This is a genomic window from Oceanobacillus sp. FSL K6-0251 (assembly GCF_038004725.1).
GTDB lineage: Bacteria > Bacillota > Bacilli > Bacillales > Amphibacillaceae > Oceanobacillus > Oceanobacillus oncorhynchi.
This window is the reverse complement of the sequence record NZ_JBBORS010000001.1, coordinates 839,771-856,854: the sequence shown is the minus strand read 5'-3', so window position 1 is coordinate 856,854 and position 17,084 is coordinate 839,771. Positions and strand designations below refer to the sequence as shown.

At 40.8% G+C, this 17,084-nt stretch carries 19 protein-coding genes; 8 read left to right on the top strand and 11 right to left on the bottom strand.

Annotation, left to right across the window (positions count from 1 at the left end; genetic code table 11):
- Positions 1-116: 116 nt before the first annotated feature.
- Genes aroD through MKY45_RS04275 form a run of 4 tightly spaced genes read right to left on the bottom strand, consistent with a single transcriptional unit; the run spans position 117 to position 1,995 of the window.
- On the bottom strand, positions 117-887 hold the full coding sequence (gene aroD, locus MKY45_RS04290; RefSeq protein ID WP_042531995.1) for a type I 3-dehydroquinate dehydratase: 771 nt from the start codon (positions 885-887) through the stop codon (positions 117-119).
- 41 nt (positions 888-928) lie between these two features.
- Positions 929-1,291 (bottom strand): hypothetical protein, encoded by a 363-nt coding sequence (locus tag MKY45_RS04285; protein ID WP_341172568.1) that lies wholly within the window; start codon positions 1,289-1,291, stop codon positions 929-931.
- 34 nt (positions 1,292-1,325) lie between these two features.
- Complete coding sequence (locus MKY45_RS04280; protein WP_212928592.1) at positions 1,326-1,478, bottom strand: hypothetical protein; 153 nt, start codon at positions 1,476-1,478, stop codon at positions 1,326-1,328.
- Positions 1,465-1,995, bottom strand: a complete 531-nt coding sequence (locus MKY45_RS04275; protein WP_175297031.1) for an MFS transporter — start codon at positions 1,993-1,995, stop codon at positions 1,465-1,467. Before MKY45_RS04275 ends, MKY45_RS04280 begins: the two co-directional genes overlap by 14 nt.
- Before the next feature lie 467 nt (positions 1,996-2,462).
- On the opposite strand from MKY45_RS04275, the gene MKY45_RS04270 reads away from it, so the two are divergent.
- Genes MKY45_RS04270 through MKY45_RS04250 form a run of 5 tightly spaced genes read left to right on the top strand, consistent with a single transcriptional unit; the run spans position 2,463 to position 6,023 of the window.
- A complete protein-coding gene (locus MKY45_RS04270; protein WP_341172567.1) occupies positions 2,463-3,341 on the top strand; it encodes an ABC transporter ATP-binding protein in 879 nt (292 codons plus the stop codon).
- Positions 3,338-4,033, top strand: a complete 696-nt coding sequence (locus MKY45_RS04265) for a hypothetical protein (protein ID WP_042531988.1) — start codon at positions 3,338-3,340, stop codon at positions 4,031-4,033. The genes MKY45_RS04270 and MKY45_RS04265 overlap by 4 nt, the downstream gene beginning before the upstream one ends.
- 30 nt (positions 4,034-4,063) lie before the next feature.
- On the top strand, positions 4,064-4,441 hold the full coding sequence (locus MKY45_RS04260) for a GntR family transcriptional regulator (RefSeq protein ID WP_042531986.1): 378 nt from the start codon (positions 4,064-4,066) through the stop codon (positions 4,439-4,441).
- The gene (locus tag MKY45_RS04255; protein ID WP_193064022.1) at positions 4,438-5,319 is read left to right on the top strand and encodes an ATP-binding cassette domain-containing protein; all 882 of its coding nucleotides are present in this window, start codon (positions 4,438-4,440) and stop codon (positions 5,317-5,319) included. Before MKY45_RS04260 ends, MKY45_RS04255 begins: the two co-directional genes overlap by 4 nt.
- Positions 5,316-6,023, top strand: a complete 708-nt coding sequence (locus MKY45_RS04250; RefSeq protein WP_341172566.1) for a hypothetical protein — start codon at positions 5,316-5,318, stop codon at positions 6,021-6,023. The genes MKY45_RS04255 and MKY45_RS04250 overlap by 4 nt, the downstream gene beginning before the upstream one ends.
- 76 nt (positions 6,024-6,099) lie before the next feature.
- On the opposite strand, the gene MKY45_RS04245 is transcribed toward MKY45_RS04250, so the two are convergent.
- Both MKY45_RS04245 and MKY45_RS04240 read right to left on the bottom strand, forming a co-directional pair.
- Positions 6,100-7,833, bottom strand: a complete 1,734-nt coding sequence (locus MKY45_RS04245) for an ABC transporter ATP-binding protein (protein ID WP_256705715.1) — start codon at positions 7,831-7,833, stop codon at positions 6,100-6,102.
- The gene (locus tag MKY45_RS04240) at positions 7,834-8,646 is read right to left on the bottom strand and encodes a MerR family transcriptional regulator (RefSeq protein WP_212928591.1); all 813 of its coding nucleotides are present in this window, start codon (positions 8,644-8,646) and stop codon (positions 7,834-7,836) included.
- Between the two features lie 385 nt (positions 8,647-9,031).
- Here MKY45_RS04240 and MKY45_RS04235 point away from each other — a divergent pair, with 385 nt between their 5' ends.
- Genes MKY45_RS04235 through MKY45_RS04225 form a run of 3 tightly spaced genes read left to right on the top strand, consistent with a single transcriptional unit; the run spans position 9,032 to position 11,183 of the window.
- Entirely contained in the window at positions 9,032-9,484 is a 453-nt protein-coding gene (locus MKY45_RS04235) for a helix-turn-helix transcriptional regulator (RefSeq protein ID WP_212928590.1), read from the top strand.
- Positions 9,481-10,398: an ABC transporter ATP-binding protein gene (locus tag MKY45_RS04230; protein ID WP_341172565.1), complete on the top strand. Its 918-nt coding sequence runs from the start codon at positions 9,481-9,483 to the stop codon at positions 10,396-10,398. The genes MKY45_RS04235 and MKY45_RS04230 overlap by 4 nt, the downstream gene beginning before the upstream one ends.
- Positions 10,398-11,183, top strand: coding sequence for a hypothetical protein (locus MKY45_RS04225; RefSeq protein WP_256705712.1), 786 nt, complete (start codon positions 10,398-10,400; stop codon positions 11,181-11,183). The genes MKY45_RS04230 and MKY45_RS04225 overlap by 1 nt, the downstream gene beginning before the upstream one ends.
- Positions 11,184-11,320: 137 nt before the next feature.
- On the opposite strand, the gene MKY45_RS04220 is transcribed toward MKY45_RS04225, so the two are convergent.
- The 5 genes from MKY45_RS04220 to ilvD all read right to left on the bottom strand — a co-directional run bounded on the left by MKY45_RS04220 (position 11,321) and on the right by ilvD (position 17,006).
- A complete protein-coding gene (locus MKY45_RS04220; RefSeq protein WP_341172564.1) occupies positions 11,321-12,532 on the bottom strand; it encodes an MFS transporter in 1,212 nt (403 codons plus the stop codon).
- Between the two features lie 224 nt (positions 12,533-12,756).
- A complete protein-coding gene (locus MKY45_RS04215) occupies positions 12,757-13,686 on the bottom strand; it encodes a prenyltransferase (RefSeq protein ID WP_212928587.1) in 930 nt (309 codons plus the stop codon).
- 114 nt (positions 13,687-13,800) lie between these two features.
- On the bottom strand, positions 13,801-14,418 hold the full coding sequence (locus MKY45_RS04210; RefSeq protein WP_341172563.1) for a DUF6944 family repetitive protein: 618 nt from the start codon (positions 14,416-14,418) through the stop codon (positions 13,801-13,803).
- 284 nt (positions 14,419-14,702) lie between these two features.
- The gene (locus MKY45_RS04205; RefSeq protein WP_256705709.1) at positions 14,703-14,954 is read right to left on the bottom strand and encodes a hypothetical protein; all 252 of its coding nucleotides are present in this window, start codon (positions 14,952-14,954) and stop codon (positions 14,703-14,705) included.
- Positions 14,955-15,335: 381 nt separating this feature from the next.
- Positions 15,336-17,006 carry a dihydroxy-acid dehydratase gene (gene ilvD, locus MKY45_RS04200; protein WP_256706275.1) on the bottom strand — a complete coding sequence of 557 codons (1,671 nt, stop codon included), beginning with the start codon at positions 17,004-17,006 and terminating at the stop codon, positions 15,336-15,338.
- Positions 17,007-17,084: the final 78 nt, after the last annotated feature.

The window sequence follows — 17,084 nt, the reverse complement described above, 5'->3', positions numbered from 1 at the left end:
GACTGATTTATCCCTTGAAATTTCCGCTGCTTCAGATGGAAGAAAAACTCCGACTTCCGGCTGAGGGCAGATCCATCCTTCTCAAATTCACGTAGATCTACCTTTCATTAAACCAGTTAGCTTACATCCATCGATTTCTCAATTACCTCCAACACCTGTCGCAGTTCCTGAACTGGAACCTGCCCGGGTGCTGAAGTTCTTTCCCCTGCCCCAAAGGTTAAAACAGATCCGAAAACCTGGCCGGACAGCCGGCTGATTACACCAAGCGGCCCCATCGCCATTGTAATCATGGGCTTCGTGGTATATTCTTTCATCTCATTAGTTGCTGTGAGCAGCTCTAAAACATCCGCAGTCTGATTCGGCATCACGGCAATTTTTAAGATATCACCGCCAAGCTCCTCTGCCCATTTTAAACGGCGGACAATTTCCGATTTAGGCGGTGTTTTTTGAAAATCATGATTGGAAACAATCACATATGTATGCTGCTGATGCGCTGCAGAAATCAGATTTTTAACTGCATCCTCTCCCTGATACAATTCCACATCTACCAAATCTGCAAGCCCTGTCTGGATCACAAATTGATTCAGAGCGATATAATCCGCCTTGGAAATCTTCTTCTCTCCTCCCTCTTGATGGCTTCGGAAGGTAAAAATAAGCGGAATTCCCTTTAAAACTGCCGTTAAATCTTTTAACATCTGTTCCACTGCTGTATGATTTTCCACTTCTTCAAATATATCGGCACGCCATTCAACAACATCTGCTCCTTCTTGCTGATAACGCTCCACCTCTTCCATAAGTGCTGCTTTGTTAGAAGATGTTAAAGGAATACAAATACTTGGTTTCCCCTCTCCTAAGGTTACGTTTCTAATTGTTAATGCTTCTGTCATCATACAACCTCCATTCTTTATTAATTAAAAACCCGATTCTATCACGCAAGATAGTTATCTTTTTTCTTCCCAAAAAAGTGAAAAACTCCCCATGCTCCTCCTACAAATAACATAACCATACTTGAAAGATAAAATACGGCAGAAATTCCATTTAAATCAATAATAATAAATGACAGTAAAGGACCAATTGCTGCGCCTAAATCAACAGCTACTGTATGCAGCGTCATCATCTTAACAGGATTTGTTTTAGCTGCAGCATCTCCTGCCAAAGTATCTGTTATCGTTATAAAATCGTTGTTATCACTTGAAAAAACATGATGATGTTTAACAAAGAAATAAAAGATTCCACACTGCCTAACATTAAAAAAGCAGCGCTGCCAAGGAATAATGGAATAAGAATCCAATGATACTTTTGCTTTTGTTTATCGACAAAGCTTCCTATAACAGGGGCAAAAAAGGATCCCAAGCCCAGCGAACTGCTTGAATGATTCCAGCCAGTGTTGCTGCCCCGATAACCATGCCAAATACGGACCAATGCAGATGATACGACTGTTCAATCAAGGGGCTCAAGGTAGAGTTAAAAATACCCATGGTAATATAACCCATCGTTCCTACGGTAATAATGATGAGAATAATATATGGCTAGACGTATCGATTGCTTCTCCTTTTCCGGCACATGACGATTTACAGCAACCGTATCTTTCTCTGCAGTCGTATTGTTTTTAGGCACCAGTTTGAAGATAAAAGGAAAAACCGCCACAGCTGCCAGCGCAAACAATGTCGTCACAAAAGATATCGGCAACTGATCTGCTAAAAACCCTCCTGCCAGCATACCGGCTAAACCTCCTAATCCCCACAAACCATTATACAATCCCATATACTTTCCTCTCGTTTGTTCCGTAGAAAACGATACAACGGTAAGCATCCCACCCAGCTTCACAAATGACCAGGCGATTCCCCATAAAATTCTGGCAAGCAGAAGGAGCCAAAATCCTTGAAATTGGCCATAGAAGAACGTGCTTAATGCTGCAAAAACCACAGAAATCAATACACCCGAACGGATATCGAACTTGTTGTAAAATATTCCTACAAATGGGGTAATCGGCAAACGGACAAAACGATTAATAGATAACAGGACACCGATTTGCCAAATAGCTGTTAATCCAAAATCCTGTCAGTGTAAGGGCAAGACGATAAAAAGCATGGCATCCCCCAGCAGCGTGATTGCTGTAATCAGGGCAATCCCGATAACTTTTCCTTTATCACTCATGCAAATTGCCCGCTAAGATTAAATGACAGCGACCTTTTTTCATCATCCGTCCCTCCTGCCTTTCTTTTAACATTTCTGCTTCTTATATGTTTAACTTATATTCCAATATATCATAAGTTCCAAAAAAATTTCTTTGTAAATTTATTATTTTTAGAAAAGCCTCGTTTCGTTTTATCGAAGCCTATTTTTCAGAAAGATTTCTATATTTTATTGACAACTAACTGTAACACTGTTATGGTTATACACATAAGTATATAACCATAACACAGTATGACTTAACTATTAATTTATAAAGGAGAATGTATATGGCTTATCCCATTGAAGTACGCCATTTAACGGTACATTATAAGAAATACAAAGCGTTAGAAGATGTAAGCTTCACGCTGTCTCCAGGGAAAGTTCACGGAATACTGGGAAGAAACGGAGCCGGAAAAACAACCCTGTTAACATATCTTGCTTCTTTCCACAAGGTAAAGCGGGGCACGATTGTCATTGACGGCGAAGACCCTTTTGAAAATGAACGAATTTTGCAGGGAACATCTTTTATTTATGATAAAGATAATACCTATGACTACGATAAAATCGCTAAAATACTCAAGGGTATGCTTTATTTCCGTCCGAATTTTGACGAAGCTTATGCCAAAGATTTAGCAGCTAAGTTTAACATTCCGATGGATAAAAGTGCCGACCAATTATCCAAAGGGCAGTATTCCGCTCTACAGGTTACCATTGGCCTGGCAAGCAGAACGCCGCTCACCATTTTTGATGAAGCCTATCTCGGAATGGATGCGCCGGCAAGAGAGTTATTTTATAAAGAAATCTTATTAGAACAGGAGAGACATCCGCGTACAATTTTATTTTCCACCCACCTTGTTTCCGAAATGGAGTACCTTTTTGATGAAGTGCTTATTATCGATAACGGGAAGGTTTTATTGCAGGAAACAAGTGAGCAGCTTCTGGAAAAAGGCTTCTCTATTACAGGGCCTGAAGAAGATGTCGATTCATTTACAGAAACATTGGAAGTGATTCATGAGAAGTCGCTCGGCGGCACTAAATCTGTAATGGTGTATGGAACGTTGACAGAACAAGAACAGCGGGAAGCGGCTGAGCTTGGCTTAGAGGTTGGTACATTATCTTTAAATAATCTATTTATTCATTTGACAAAGGGAGGTGAGGAAACATGAAACAATCTCAATTAGGCTGGTCTTTATTCGTAGAACAGCTAAAATGGGCAGCTTGGTTTTTTGGTATTATGATTATTTTGACGATTGGAATTACGGCATCAACTCAATGGGGTTTCTTGGATAATCTCGATGTCAGCAATACAACTTCGAATGTATTTTTGTTGATTATCGGATTGCTTTATTCTTATGGTTTTTTAGACTACTACTTTAAATTGGGGATCTCCCGGAAAAAGTTCTTTAAAGCTTCCTTATTCGCGTCCGTGTTGCTTTCCGTTATTTTAGCTTTTGCCATGAGTCTCATGATTGGTTTATTTGAGACACTTGTTCCAGCTTTAGGCTTTACTGTCCCATGGTCAGATTTATTGAGCAGCGGCGGCGTATTATCTTTTATAAAAAGTATAGCCGATTATTCTGTCAGTCATTTTTTCTATCTTTTAATTGGCTGGTTTATGGGGCTTGGTTTTTATCGTTTTCGCTGGAAGATTGGATTATTGTTTATCCTTCTTTCCTTTCCATTTTTCGGCGTATCCGCATTGTTGCAGGATCAGGATGACATTGCACATACGATTAACTTTTTCACCTCTAACTCGCTCATTATCAGTATGGGACCCTATGTTATTTTCTTTATCATGATAGTCATTTTAATTATCTGTAACTACCGTCTGACCAAGGACGCACCAATTCGATTATAAAACCCTGCCAGAAAGGAGGCTATACACACGATGTCTACACAATTTCGAAGTGATAAACCTATCTTTGTTCAAGTTCGTGAACAGATTGAAGACCAGATAGTTAATAATCAGCTAAAGGAAGGTGAACAGGCTCCTTCCACCAATCAGCTGGTTCAATTTTACAAAATTAATCACGCCACCATCTCCAAAGGCGTCACACAGCTTGTAGATGAAGGCATTCTATACAAAAAGCGAGGTGTCGGCATGTTTGTCGCAGAAGGAGCAAAACAAAAACTCGTTCAAAAACGGAAGCAGGCGTTTATGAATGATTACGTTATCGGTTTAGTCCAGGAGGCAGAAAAGCTTCTTATCACTGAGGACGAAATTATTGATTTAATCAAAAAAGCAAGAAAGGGGGATAAAGCATGAGTTATGCCATCGAAGCAAAGGATGTCAGTGTACGATATAAAGATTTCACCGCCATCGATCAAGTCAGTTTTCAGCTGGAATCGGGAAAAATCCATGGTTTGCTAGGTAGAAACGGAGCGGGAAAAACCTCCTTATTATCGGTTCTATCCGCTTTTCGAAAAACAGATACAGGCAATCTTATCATCGACGGCGAAGACCCTTTTGAAAACCCAAGAATCATGCAGGACACGATTTTCATATTTGATCAGCACAAGGATTTGGAATACAGCTATGATAAGGTTGGGGAAACATTAAAGGAAATGGCTTACTTTCGTCCAAATTTTGATGAAACCCTTGCCCTTCAGTTAGCTGAAAAGTTCAAGCTTCCTTTAAATAAAAAAGTGAATCAGCTGTCAAAAGGAAAAAAATCAGCATTTCAGGCTATTATCGGCTTAGCGTCTAGAGCTCCTCTAACTATTTTTGATGAAGCTTATCTCGGTATGGATGCGCCGACAAGAGAAACTTTTTATAATGAAATTTTAAATGATCAGGAAAAGCATCCAAGAACGATTATCTTTTCAACCCATCTCGTTTCGGAAACCGATTATCTTTTTGATGAGGTGCTGATGATTCATAACGGAAAGGTTTTATTGCAGGATACCAATGAGCAGGTTATTTCCAAAGGATTCTCCATTACTGGTTCATTGGAGCAGGTGGATGATTTCACAAAAGAATTAGAAGTCTTAAACAGTCAGCTCCTTGGCGGAACAAAATCTGTCATGGTATACGGCGAACTCTCTGAACAGCAGAAAAATGCAGCAAATCAAGCCGGGCTGGACATCGGTCCCCTCTCTCTTCATGATTTGTTTGTGCATTTGACAAAGGAGGAAAAGGAATGAGTGCGATTATCTTATCACCTGCAACAATGGCTAGATTCTTATTTATGGAACAATTGAAATGGACCATGTGGTTTCTTTCCTTTATGTTTGTAATTTATATTGTTGTCGTCAGCTTTGCTTCTGGCCCCCATTCCAGTTTTATTGATTTGGTAAACTTTTCTAATGGGTCATCATCTATTTATATGTTCGTCCTTGGCATTCTGACAACATCCTCCTTCTTTTATTATTACATGCAGCAGGGAATAACCAGGAAAAATTTCTTTCTCGGTACGATGTTATCATCTGTTCTGCTCTCTATTGCCATAACGATCATCCTGGTTGTGTCAGGCTTTATCCTTCAATTCATTTCTGGGTGGGCAGGCTGGAATATCCATACACAGGAATTTGATTATACAAGCAGCTTTTCCGCATTCCTTTATGTCTTTGGCAGCCTGGTTATGTTGCACCTTATTTACTTTTTAATCGGCTGGATGATAGGTCTGACTTTCTATCGTTCAGGCTGGCGATATGGACTGCTCTCTATTGCATGCAGCATTCTTATTATCGCAATAGCAGGCATTTTTATAGAGGCCACTCATTTTTCCTTTTTCACAAATATCATCATGGTGCCGACGTTTATAGCGATGCCAGTGAGTATTGTATTAATTGTTCTGCTTCTTGGCGTTAATTATCGTTTGATTAAAGATATCACGATAAAAATATGATTTGGTACCTGTTTAAATACAGCACTAAAAAGAACAGCGCATTTCTTCGATGAAGAACTATGCGCTGCTCTTTTTTCTATTTCAACTGCTGTTCCGCAAAAGAACGATACAGTTCATGTGACTCCAGTAATTCCTGATGTGTTCCTTTCCCGGTAATCTCTCCATTTTCAATAAAGATAATTTGATCCGCATCAATTATCGTTGCTAAACGATGGGCAATCACAAATGTCGTTCTTCCCTCCATTAATCGCTGCAGGGCTTTTTGAACCACCTGCTCCGATTGACTGTCGAGACTTGCCGTTGCTTCATCAAGCAATAAAATCTTCGGATCACGTAAGAAGGCTCTGGCAATATTAATACGCTGGCGTTGTCCGCCGGATAATTTCGTACCGCGCTCGCCGACTTGCGTGTCCATTCCATTTGGCAGCTCTTGAATAAATTGTGCGGCATAAGCCATTTCCGCAACGGCCCAAAGCTTTTCATCAGCAATTTCTTCTGCATCTTCCAGGCCATAGGTTAAATTATCTCGAATCGTACCAGACATCATCGAGCTTTCCTGGGACACATATCCGAGCTGGGAACGCCAGGACGCCAATGAAATATCCTGAATTGATTCGCCGCCAAGCAGGATAGCTCCCTCATTGGGCTCATAATAGCGTTCAATCAGACCAAATACAGTGGTTTTTCCTCCGCCGCTCGGCCCGGCAAATGCCACCATTTCTCCTGGTGCCGCAGAAAATGATAAGTTGTTTAAAACCTGCTCGCCCGCTTCATACGAAAAGCTCACTTCTTCAAATGCCAGCGGAAGCTCGCTAATTTGTTTTGCAGAACCAGGCAATACTTCTTCCTCTTCTTCCCGTAAAATTTCTGAAATTCGTTCCGTAGCACCTTTTGCCTTTTGCAATTCTGTAAAGAACATCGCAAAGGTTGTAATAGGAAAGACAATCTGGAATAAATACAAGAGAAATGCGACAAGCGATCCCGTTGTCATCGTTCCCTGCTCCACGCGAATACCGCCGTAGCCGATAATCATCACGATGACAAGCATCACAACCATATACATAAACGGTGCAATGACTGAGAATATCTTCGCTTCTTTCAAGCCTGTCTGCAATAGCTTAAAAATCCCCTGTAACCCCCGCGTTTCTTCCTTCTGTTCCGCCGTGGAAGATTTCATCAGTTTGATTTCACTGACGGTCTGCTGGATCTCTCCTTGAAAATTAGCTGTTTGATCCTGCAGACTCCGGGATACTTTTGCCATCTTATTCCCAAGCGGCAGCATTACAATCAGCGTAATCGGGACAGCGATAAACATGATCAATGTCATTTTCCAGTCCATAAACAGCAGGATAATGACCGCTCCAATAATGGAAATCAGACCGGAAATAAATTGCGGAAAATGCTGAGAAACCAAATCCTTTACAATCCCCGTGTCATTGATTACACGACTGACGGATTCCCCGCTCGGCTGCTTTTGAAAATAAGAAACCGGCAGGCGAATCAGCTTTTTCCACAATATTTCTCTGAGTCTTGCCACTACTTTTTGCCCGACATAAGCCAGTGCATAAGCTGACAGCCCATCCACCAGCGCATGTACGATAAATACGCCGATGATTAGAACAATAAAGCGCCAATCTAAATCTGCAATCGAAAAACCGTCCACAAGCTCCCTTGTCAACAGTGGGATGGTCAGCCCTACCAGCGTAGTCAGCACACTTCCAATTAACCCTAAAATTAATACAAGCTTCGGTATCCTAGTAGATAGTAACAGCTTGATAAAATTACTTGATGATTGTTTCGATGCTTTCATTTAATTCTCTCCTTCTTCCTCATCCCATAATGGACCCATATAATCTATTATCATTTGCTGCAGCCAAGCTTCTTCCTCTTCTGTGATTGGTGTCGGGACAAGACGCTCTATCTCTTGAATATACGTATTTATGCGTTCTTCATTCTCTTTGTCCCCCATATCCAAGGAAAAGATATCCGCAAGCTCTTTCAACGAATTCACATCCGTTACCTCCATGATAAAGCGGTAAAAATCATCCAGCATTTGTTGGACTTCAGGATGATTTGCCGGTTTTCCACAATGTTTCCTGACTCGTTTGTAAAATGTCAGTAATCTTTGTTCAAAGAACATTTTCTCCTTCGCTGTCTGCGGAAACATTTTCTTTATAATATCATCCTTAATAATTCCTTTAGCCAGCTCTTCCTGCTTTCTCTCATTTTGCATACTTGCCAGTAAGCTGATGAGAACAGCCTGATCCACTTCTTTTTCATTTTCCAGAAGATGCACCGTGCGCTGGATGGCCTCCAAAGCAATATCAATCTGTTCCCTATCCTTGATCAGCTTCGATTCCTGCAGCCTTAACGTGTCGATAAAGCTTAAATCGAACGTATCTGGCTGCATATGATGCTTGATGTCATCCAAGCTCATCCCTAAAAATTTCATCGTCATGATTTTATGCAGCTGGATCATATCCTCTTTTTCATAAATACGATGACCTCTATATTTATCCCGTTTTGGCTTTAATATATCCTTCTCATCATAATAATGCAGTGTCCGCACAGATACGCCTGTTGATTTAGCAAATTCGCTGATGGAGAATGTTTCGTTTTTCATTTCCGCTCTAATCTCCTCTCACTTGATAGCTCTATCATACCACCTCACGTAACGTCAGGCGCAAGCATAAAATAAAACTTCATTCAGTGGGAATTTTTGCTTTTTTCCCGCTGAATGAACCTGAATGATTCAGGGAGCTAGCTTACCTGATCTCCCGCCTATATAAATTTATTTTTACGCTTTATTTTGAGGCGGGAGTTTTACGGACGATTCTCCGTGATAAATTTTTTATTATAAAGAATTGGCGGGAAAACTGCTCGAGAAGGAAGTTCGTTTTATTTATAATACGCAACTAACGTTAACATAAATCGTTACCCTGCGTTGGTTGTTTCCTTTTCGTTAACGGGTAAAATAGAAGTATACCCAAACGAAAGGGATGCATGAAATGAATAAAATCACTTTATCACGAAATCTTTCTTTTTTAAGAAGGGAAAATAATTACTCTCAAGAAGAATTAGCAGAAAGAATTGGCGTTACCAGACAATCCATTGCGAAATGGGAAAATGGAGAATCTTTACCCGATATTATCAATTGCGATGCGCTTGCCTCTCTATTCGATGTCTCTTTGGACAATTTCATTCATTACGATCAAAAAGACAGCGGCTTTCCCATCCCTCCAAAGGGAAAGCATATGTTTAACACAACCCCTTTGGAAAAGGATGGTTATGTCAAATTACCGAAAAAGGCTTTGGATATGGTTCGTATGCAGGAGGGCGATCAGTTTATGGTGTTAGGCGATGAAAATCCAGAAAGTATTGGCATCGCCCTGGTCCCGGCAGAATTTTTTACCACCATGGCAGCCGGGATTTTGAATCGTACAAAGGATACTAAAAAATGACGGAATATATTCTGGAAACAAAAAATATCTCCAAAGCCTATAACAGCTTTCAAGCATTAGAAAATGTATCAATATCCTTGGAGAAAGGGAAAATCTATGGATTGATTGGTCAAAACGGAGCCGGTAAAACAACATTTATGCGGATTATTACCGGCCTTTCCTTCCCTACTTCAGGAGAGCTATATCTCTTTGGTCAATCCAGCCCAAAAGCATTGCTGAGCGGCCGGAAACAAATGGGGAGTATGATTGAGAACCCGAGTATTCTCGGGCATATGAGCGCAAAAGATAATCTCCGTGTCCACAAAACGATGAAAGGAATAAAAGATGAAAATGCGGAACAGCGTGTGCTCGATATTGTTGGATTAGCGTCCACTGGCAAAAAGAAAGCAAAAGATTTTTCCTTAGGGATGCGCCAGCGCTTAGGCATCGCTATCACATTGCTAGGCAATCCAGAGATATTGATGCTTGATGAGCCGATTAATGGTCTCGATCCAAGCGGCATTGCTGAGGTTAGACAGTTAATAAAGGAACTAGCAATGAAATACCAAATGACGATTCTGCTATCCAGCCATCATTTAGCCGAGCTTCATCAAACTGCGGATGAATTTATTATTGTAAACGAAGGGAAAATCCTGAAAACGCTCAGCCATGACAAATTAGACCAACAAATCGATAAGCATCTTCTAATTGCTTGCAACGAACCGGAAAAGTTGCAAAAGGTGCTGAGAGAATCGCTTCATACAGAGAATTTTATCGTGCAGCCTAATCAAAGCATTAAATTATATGACTTCACGGATAAAAAAGAGGAGCTGTCCAAATCCCTGATAAAACATGATATTATCATTACCACTTTTACAACACAGGAAGAAACGTTAGAAAGCTATTACCTCCAATTAATAGGAGGTGTAAGCTGATGCAGCTGTTAAAAGCCGATTTCTTTAAATTAAGCCGGTCGATTTCACCATGGGCACTATTTCTTTTAGCTCTTATCAGTGCCATTATTTTTGCTGCCTGCTCCCATTATGTTGCGACAGACAGCTTAAGCATAGAAACTGCGTCCGGCAGCTTGTCTTTATTTTCCGAAACGCAGATGATGGCATTATTAGGAAGTATTGCAGCAGGAATTTGCCTGACGACTGATTTTGAAAATAAAATCATCGAAAATGCCGTTTCTGGCGGACATAGCAGGAACGCGATTATTATCAATAAAATGATTTCCTTTTTTATTTTAATTGCATTATTATATCTGCCTTACGCTGCCATTACACTTCTCTTTGCTTTTACAGATGCAGCATTCAGCGGCTTTCTCCCCACACCGGCCTTAAACATATTATCTGGAGCAGCAGAACAAATATCAACAGCCGGTTTATTCGGGAAAATCTTATTGATAAACGGCTTATCCCTCTTTATTTTTATCAGCCAGCTGATGGTCAGCATCTTCTTTATGTTCCTGTTTAAAAAGGCTGTTCTTGTTATCACTGCTACGTATATGACAAGCTTGATTCTTGGACCAGTCTCCAGTTTGAATGAAACCATTCATTCTGTAATGGCTTATACTCCTTATGGAATTGATTTATCTCAGCTGACATTTCACATGAGTGGTAAATTTATCTGGGAAAGCTTTCTTATCAGTTTCGTATTTATCCTTGTTTTCTATCTGGCGAGTTTTCTTATCTTTCGGAAAGCAGAAGTAAAATGACGTTACTATTTTATCTGCAATCTTTTCATATTTGTTTTCTAGAAATCCGGACATCTGCTTTGTCCGGATTTTTTAAATGGAGCTTTTTCTATTTTCAGAGTGCTTTTGCAATACTGGAATCTATTAAACACGATGCTTTATCTGCCGGAAACCGAAGTTGATTTCTTCATTCTTTTCTGCACCATTGTTACAATGACTAAATAAGCCACAGGCAATATCCCCGCCAGCCAAACAATGGCATGCCAGCCCGCTTGATTCCAAACAGGGCCTACTGCCGTACTTCCGAATGCTACGCCGATATAATAGGAGACAAGGTATAAGCTGGATGCACTTCCTTTATGGTGTGCTGCCTGCTCAGTTACGAAGGTTGCCGTTAAAGAATGCGCTGTAAAAAAGCCGAGACAGATCACACATAAACCGGCAATGATCCAAGGGAATGAGACAATGCCTGTCATCAAAATACCTGCGGACAGGACAATAATTCCCGCAATACGAACTCTGTTCAATCCTAAAGAGCTGGCACGCCAGCCGGCAATCGGCGCGCCGACGACTCCAAATCCATATGCCAGAAATGTATACGAAATAGCCTGCGACGAAAGAGAAAATGGCTCTCCTTCCAAATAAAACGGCAAATAAGTCCATACGGAAGTAAACGAAACCTGAAAAATAATTCCCATACCAAAAAACAAGAGCATTACCGGACTTTTGATATGAAAAAGCATCCCTTCAATATCTTTTTGGAACGGAAGATAACTGCGTTCAAAAAATTGCGATTTAGGCAGAAAGAGGATTACTGCTATTGCAATTATCAGCCCTATCCCTGCAAAGATATAAAATATCGTCTGCCAGGCTTGCTCTTCAGCTAAAAAACTCGCCAAAAATCTGCCGACCATTCCTCCAAAGGCATTACTTGCTATGTATAAAGCTGTTGCAATTCCAATACTCGAACGGTCAATTTCTTCATTGATATAAGCAAGTGATGCTGCAGGCAGACCCGCCATAGCAAATCCTTGGATAAATCGCATCAGAATGAAAAAAGTAAAGGAATCAGTCATCGGAATCAATAGAAATGGAATAACCGAAATAATTAAGGAACATTTGATAAGCGGGACCCTGCCGATTCGGTCAGAATAAAACCCAAGAATAATCAAGCCGAGAATCAATCCAAACACATTCACAGACAAAGGTAACGTGGCTTCTGACACAGACACATTAAAATCTCTGACAAACAAGGGCGCTAACGGCTGCACCACATAAAGACTAGCAAATATAAAAAAAGAAGCTGCGGCTAAGCATAAGGTGATTTTCCAAAAGTAGAAATCTTTTTTATTGTACTTTCGCTTTTCCATTCCATAACACTCCCTATATTTCATTATACTAATAAAATGGAAATATTCATCCTATTTCAAATGAAATATTTATTGAATACTTTTATATAAGAAGTGTATTTACAGTCTACTATTATGATGAAGTGGTTTACTCTTGTTTTAAAAACTTTTCCGTAAAAAAATCGCATCTTAAAAGCTGAATTTTTTGTCCAGCTCTTAACATGCGACTAAATATAATCCTTCTTTTAAACAAAGCTCCCCAGCCATATCGCGGTTACAAAAGCAAGAATAAGCAGCTTTTTCTCATCATTTGTTACTTTTTCTACGTCGTCAATATCCATTTTTATCACGAGATAAATTGCATAAGTCAGTAGAATGCCAGCTCCTATTGCTCCAGCCGGCCGTGTAAAAGCTGTCCAAATAAGCAGCAAACCAATCAAGATAAAATAAAGCATGGCAGGCAGTTTAGCACCGCTTGCTCCAAACTTATTCTCTGCCCACACCACAGAGGTTTGCTTCAGGGGCACTGCTTTTCTATCCGCATGCCGGTCTGGAATATGATGAACCATTACCCACGCCATACACCAGATTGCATTGATTATTGCATTTTGCCATGTCCAGGCAGGAACTTGTCCGAGTAAAATCCAAGGAGCAGCGATTCCCAGCATCAGCATAGTTGGGAATAAACTGAGCCATTCTCCTGCAAATGGATAGTAGGCTAACTGAAATGGTTTTAGTGAGTAAGATACTGCTCCCCAGATACCGACCAAGGTTAATACAGCAAATTCCGTAAGGCCGAGAAAAGCAAACAGGATAGCCATCAGCAATAAGAATATCGTCATCCAAATACCTAATTGCTTGAGCATTCCTACAGACATTGTGCCTGTCTGCAGCACTCTGCTGCCTCCGGAAAGTACACCGGGGCTGTATTGATCTGTGCCTGATTGATAATCTGCAATATCATTCAAGGTGTGAGTCAGCATGCCATGAATAAATACAGCGCCGATTAGTAATACGGAAGCAACGGTCATCACAGCGCCGGCCGACAAATCCGTATAAAATAAAAGCGGCAATACCGTTGATAAAATAGCTGCTATACTGGAAAAAACAACAGCAACAAGACGTAATAACATAACAATACTTTTTCGGGTGATAGCTGGTTGTGCTGGAATCATTATCATCATCCTTTTATAAGAAATCCGTTGATATTCATTTCCTTTTCTCTTAGCATACTAAACTTTTCTATCTTTTATACTAGTTCACTGCTAATAAAACAGCAACGTATCTTCTCAGGTTTCCATCCTTAACGGAAATTCAAATTTACTGCGCTGGATGTGCATACCCGAAAATGACTTTTCATAATCAATATATGATGTTTTGCTTTGTACAAGAGCTTGGATAAAGGCGCCAATGGTTTGTATCCAGCTGCCAACAAAATCAATATGTTCTCCCCGCTCCCCTTTTAGTTCAATCATGCCTGACAAACCCTGTAACGCATTTCCGATCGATTGAAGCAGTGCTCCATAGATTTCATATAGCGTATCCATAGTTATCTCAGTGGTATCCAATAAATCAGGAAGAGCCATGCTGCTTCCGACAGCTTGAAATAAATTACCTTTGATGGTTACTTTTCTCTTTGTTTCTTCAGTAAATGAAATGACTATCCCGCTAATCACAACGGCGTTTCCAATCGCTTGAACTTGGTTTCCGAATTTGTTTAAAGTGAGCTTTTTTTCACTGTCGGCTGCTAAAGCACTGCCTGTAGCCTGCATGACATTTCCTGCTAAATCCAAATTCGTTTGCAGCGTTTCATTCAGTTTAGAGGAAGGCGTACTGGCTATAGCAGAAAGAAGGGTGCCTATGGCAGCCTCCCACGAACTGAATAACGCTTTCAGATTATTATCCATATTAAACGTCCTGCCTTGGGATTATTTAATAATCTATTCTAATGAACATAATTGGCAACGACAAATAGCAGCTATTTAAGCGGCGCTCCTATCCCCCTTATTTAGGTCCCCGGCTAAATAATTGTCAGCTGTTTAAATCGTAGGCACAAAGCTTCCGAATCATTCACTTGTGCAGTCATCAATAATAAAAAAGAGATGCTGCCGCTTTCTATACACTGTTCCCTGATTAAACATGGCTCGCCTGAAAATTTATTACTCATCCAACTTCTTTAACCGTTCATTTTTCATTCCGTTTTGTTCTGAAATGCATCTAATTTCCTTTCTATTGCAGCCAGTCTTTCCTCCAGCTGCTGGTCCTTCTCATTTTGCTCTTCCGATTCCTGTAAAAATTCATCGATTGCCAAGCTGGCAGCATAGGTGCTGATAGCATCACCCAATGTAGCTAACAGACCGCCAATCAAAGCTAATTTTAAGCTATAAGAAACTTGTATATCTTGATCTGAATGGTTAGAATGATTATCCTTTTTTTCATCCATTTCCCCTCAACCTCTCGCTTCAAATCATCTTCCGTTATTTATCGCAGTGTAACTGGCTGGGACTGGGACTGCGGTTACTCGCCCCACCGAAAACCATTGCGATTACTTGCCTCATCGAAGGGCTTTTGTAAGGCTTCCACTTTAAGAATAGAAGGAACTGGAAAATTCTAAGTGGGAGACCCAACAGCCAGTAACGGCCCGATTCATTCAGCTAACAACTCTTTATGATGGGGCGGGTAATCGCAACCCCAATCAGTGGGGATGAAAAGAAAACCCCCACTGATTGAAGTTTCACTTTATATTATTCAAACTAGACGTTTATCGTTAACATCCTATCAAGAAAAAACGTCACAGCGATTAAACTGTGACGCAGATTTTCAATTATATTTCCATCACTCCGCCAGTGTTCGCAGAAGTGACAAGTTTAGAATAGCGGCCAAGCCACCCTTTTTTCACTTTTGGCTCAAAGCCTTTCCAATTTGCTTTGCGTTTTTCAAATTCTTCATCCGAAACAAGTAAATTCATTTCACGGTTTTCGAGATCTAATTCAATTATATCTCCATCCTCTACAAAGGCAATTGGACCGCCTTCTGCAGCTTCTGGTGAGATATGGCCGATAGAAATCCCTCTGGATGCGCCGGAGAAACGTCCGTCAGTAATTAAACCAACCTTCGCACCAAGCCCCCGTCCTACAATCTGTGAGGTCGGCGCAAGCATTTCCGGCATTCCCGGACCGCCTTTAGGGCCTTCATAACGTATTACCACAACATGCCCTTCTTCTACTTTGCCGGATTCAATTCCTTCTAATGCTTCTTCCTGTGAATCAAAGCAGACAGCCGGCCCTTTGAAATACCCGCCTACCTCTGGGTCAATAGCGCCTACTTTGACGATAGAGCCATTTGGAGCCAGATTCCCAAACAATACGGCCAGTCCACCTCGTTCGGAATGCGGGTTATCTAATGTATGAATAACATCTGTGTCCAGAATTTCCGAATCTTGAACGTTTTCCCGGATTGTTTTCGCAGATACACTTAAATTGTCTCCATGAAATGCCCCTGGCTTTTTCAATAATTCATTAATAATTGCACTGATTCCACCCGCTCTGTCAACATCTTCAATATGATAATTTGATGCCGGAGCAACCTTAGCCAAATGCGGCACACGATTTGCGATTTCATTAATACGTTCCAGCGGATAATCTACTTCTGCCTCATGGGCCAAAGCCAATGTGTGCAATACTGTATTCGTCGATCCGCCCATTGCCATATCTAATGCAAAGGCATTATCGATTGCTTCCTTCGTTACGATATCGCGCGGTTTGATATCTTTCTTGATTAATTCCATTAATTGTTTTGCAGAACGTTTTACAAACTCTTTACGTTCTTCTGCAACAGCAAGAATTGTCCCGTTTCCTGGAAGCGCAAGTCCAATTCCTTCTGCCAGACAGTTCATTGAATTCGCTGTAAACATTCCCGAACAAGAGCCGCATGTCGGACATGCATTTTGCTCTAACTCTAGTAATCTTGCTTCATCAATTTTTCCAGCTTGATAGGCTCCTACTCCTTCAAAAACAGAAGTCAGGGAAAGCGGATTACCAGCACTGTCTGTACCAGCCTTCATCGGACCGCCGCTGACAAAAATAGATGGGATATTTACACGAAGAGACCCCATCAGCATCCCCGGTGTAATTTTGTCACAGTTGGGAATACACACCATTCCGTCAAACCAGTGCGCATTTGCCACCGTTTCCACAGAATCGGCAATCAGCTCCCGGCTCGGCAGGGAATATCTCATTCCAATATGCCCCATCGCAATGCCATCATCTACCCCAATCGTATTCATTTCAAATGGTATCCCGCCAGCTTCCCGAATTGCTTCTTTTACAATTTTTCCGAATTCTTGTAAGTGAATATGTCCTGGAACAATGTCTATATAAGAGTTGACCACCAGAATAAATGGTTTTCCTAAGTCTCTTGTTTTTACTCCTGCAGCATGTAGCAGGCTTCGATGCGGTGCACGATCCACACCTTTTTTTATCATATCGCTGCGCAATTCCGCCAATTTCCTTACCTTCTTTCTAAGATTTTTACTAAAAGATTAGAGAATAGCTCTCTTCCCTTGCTTATTCTG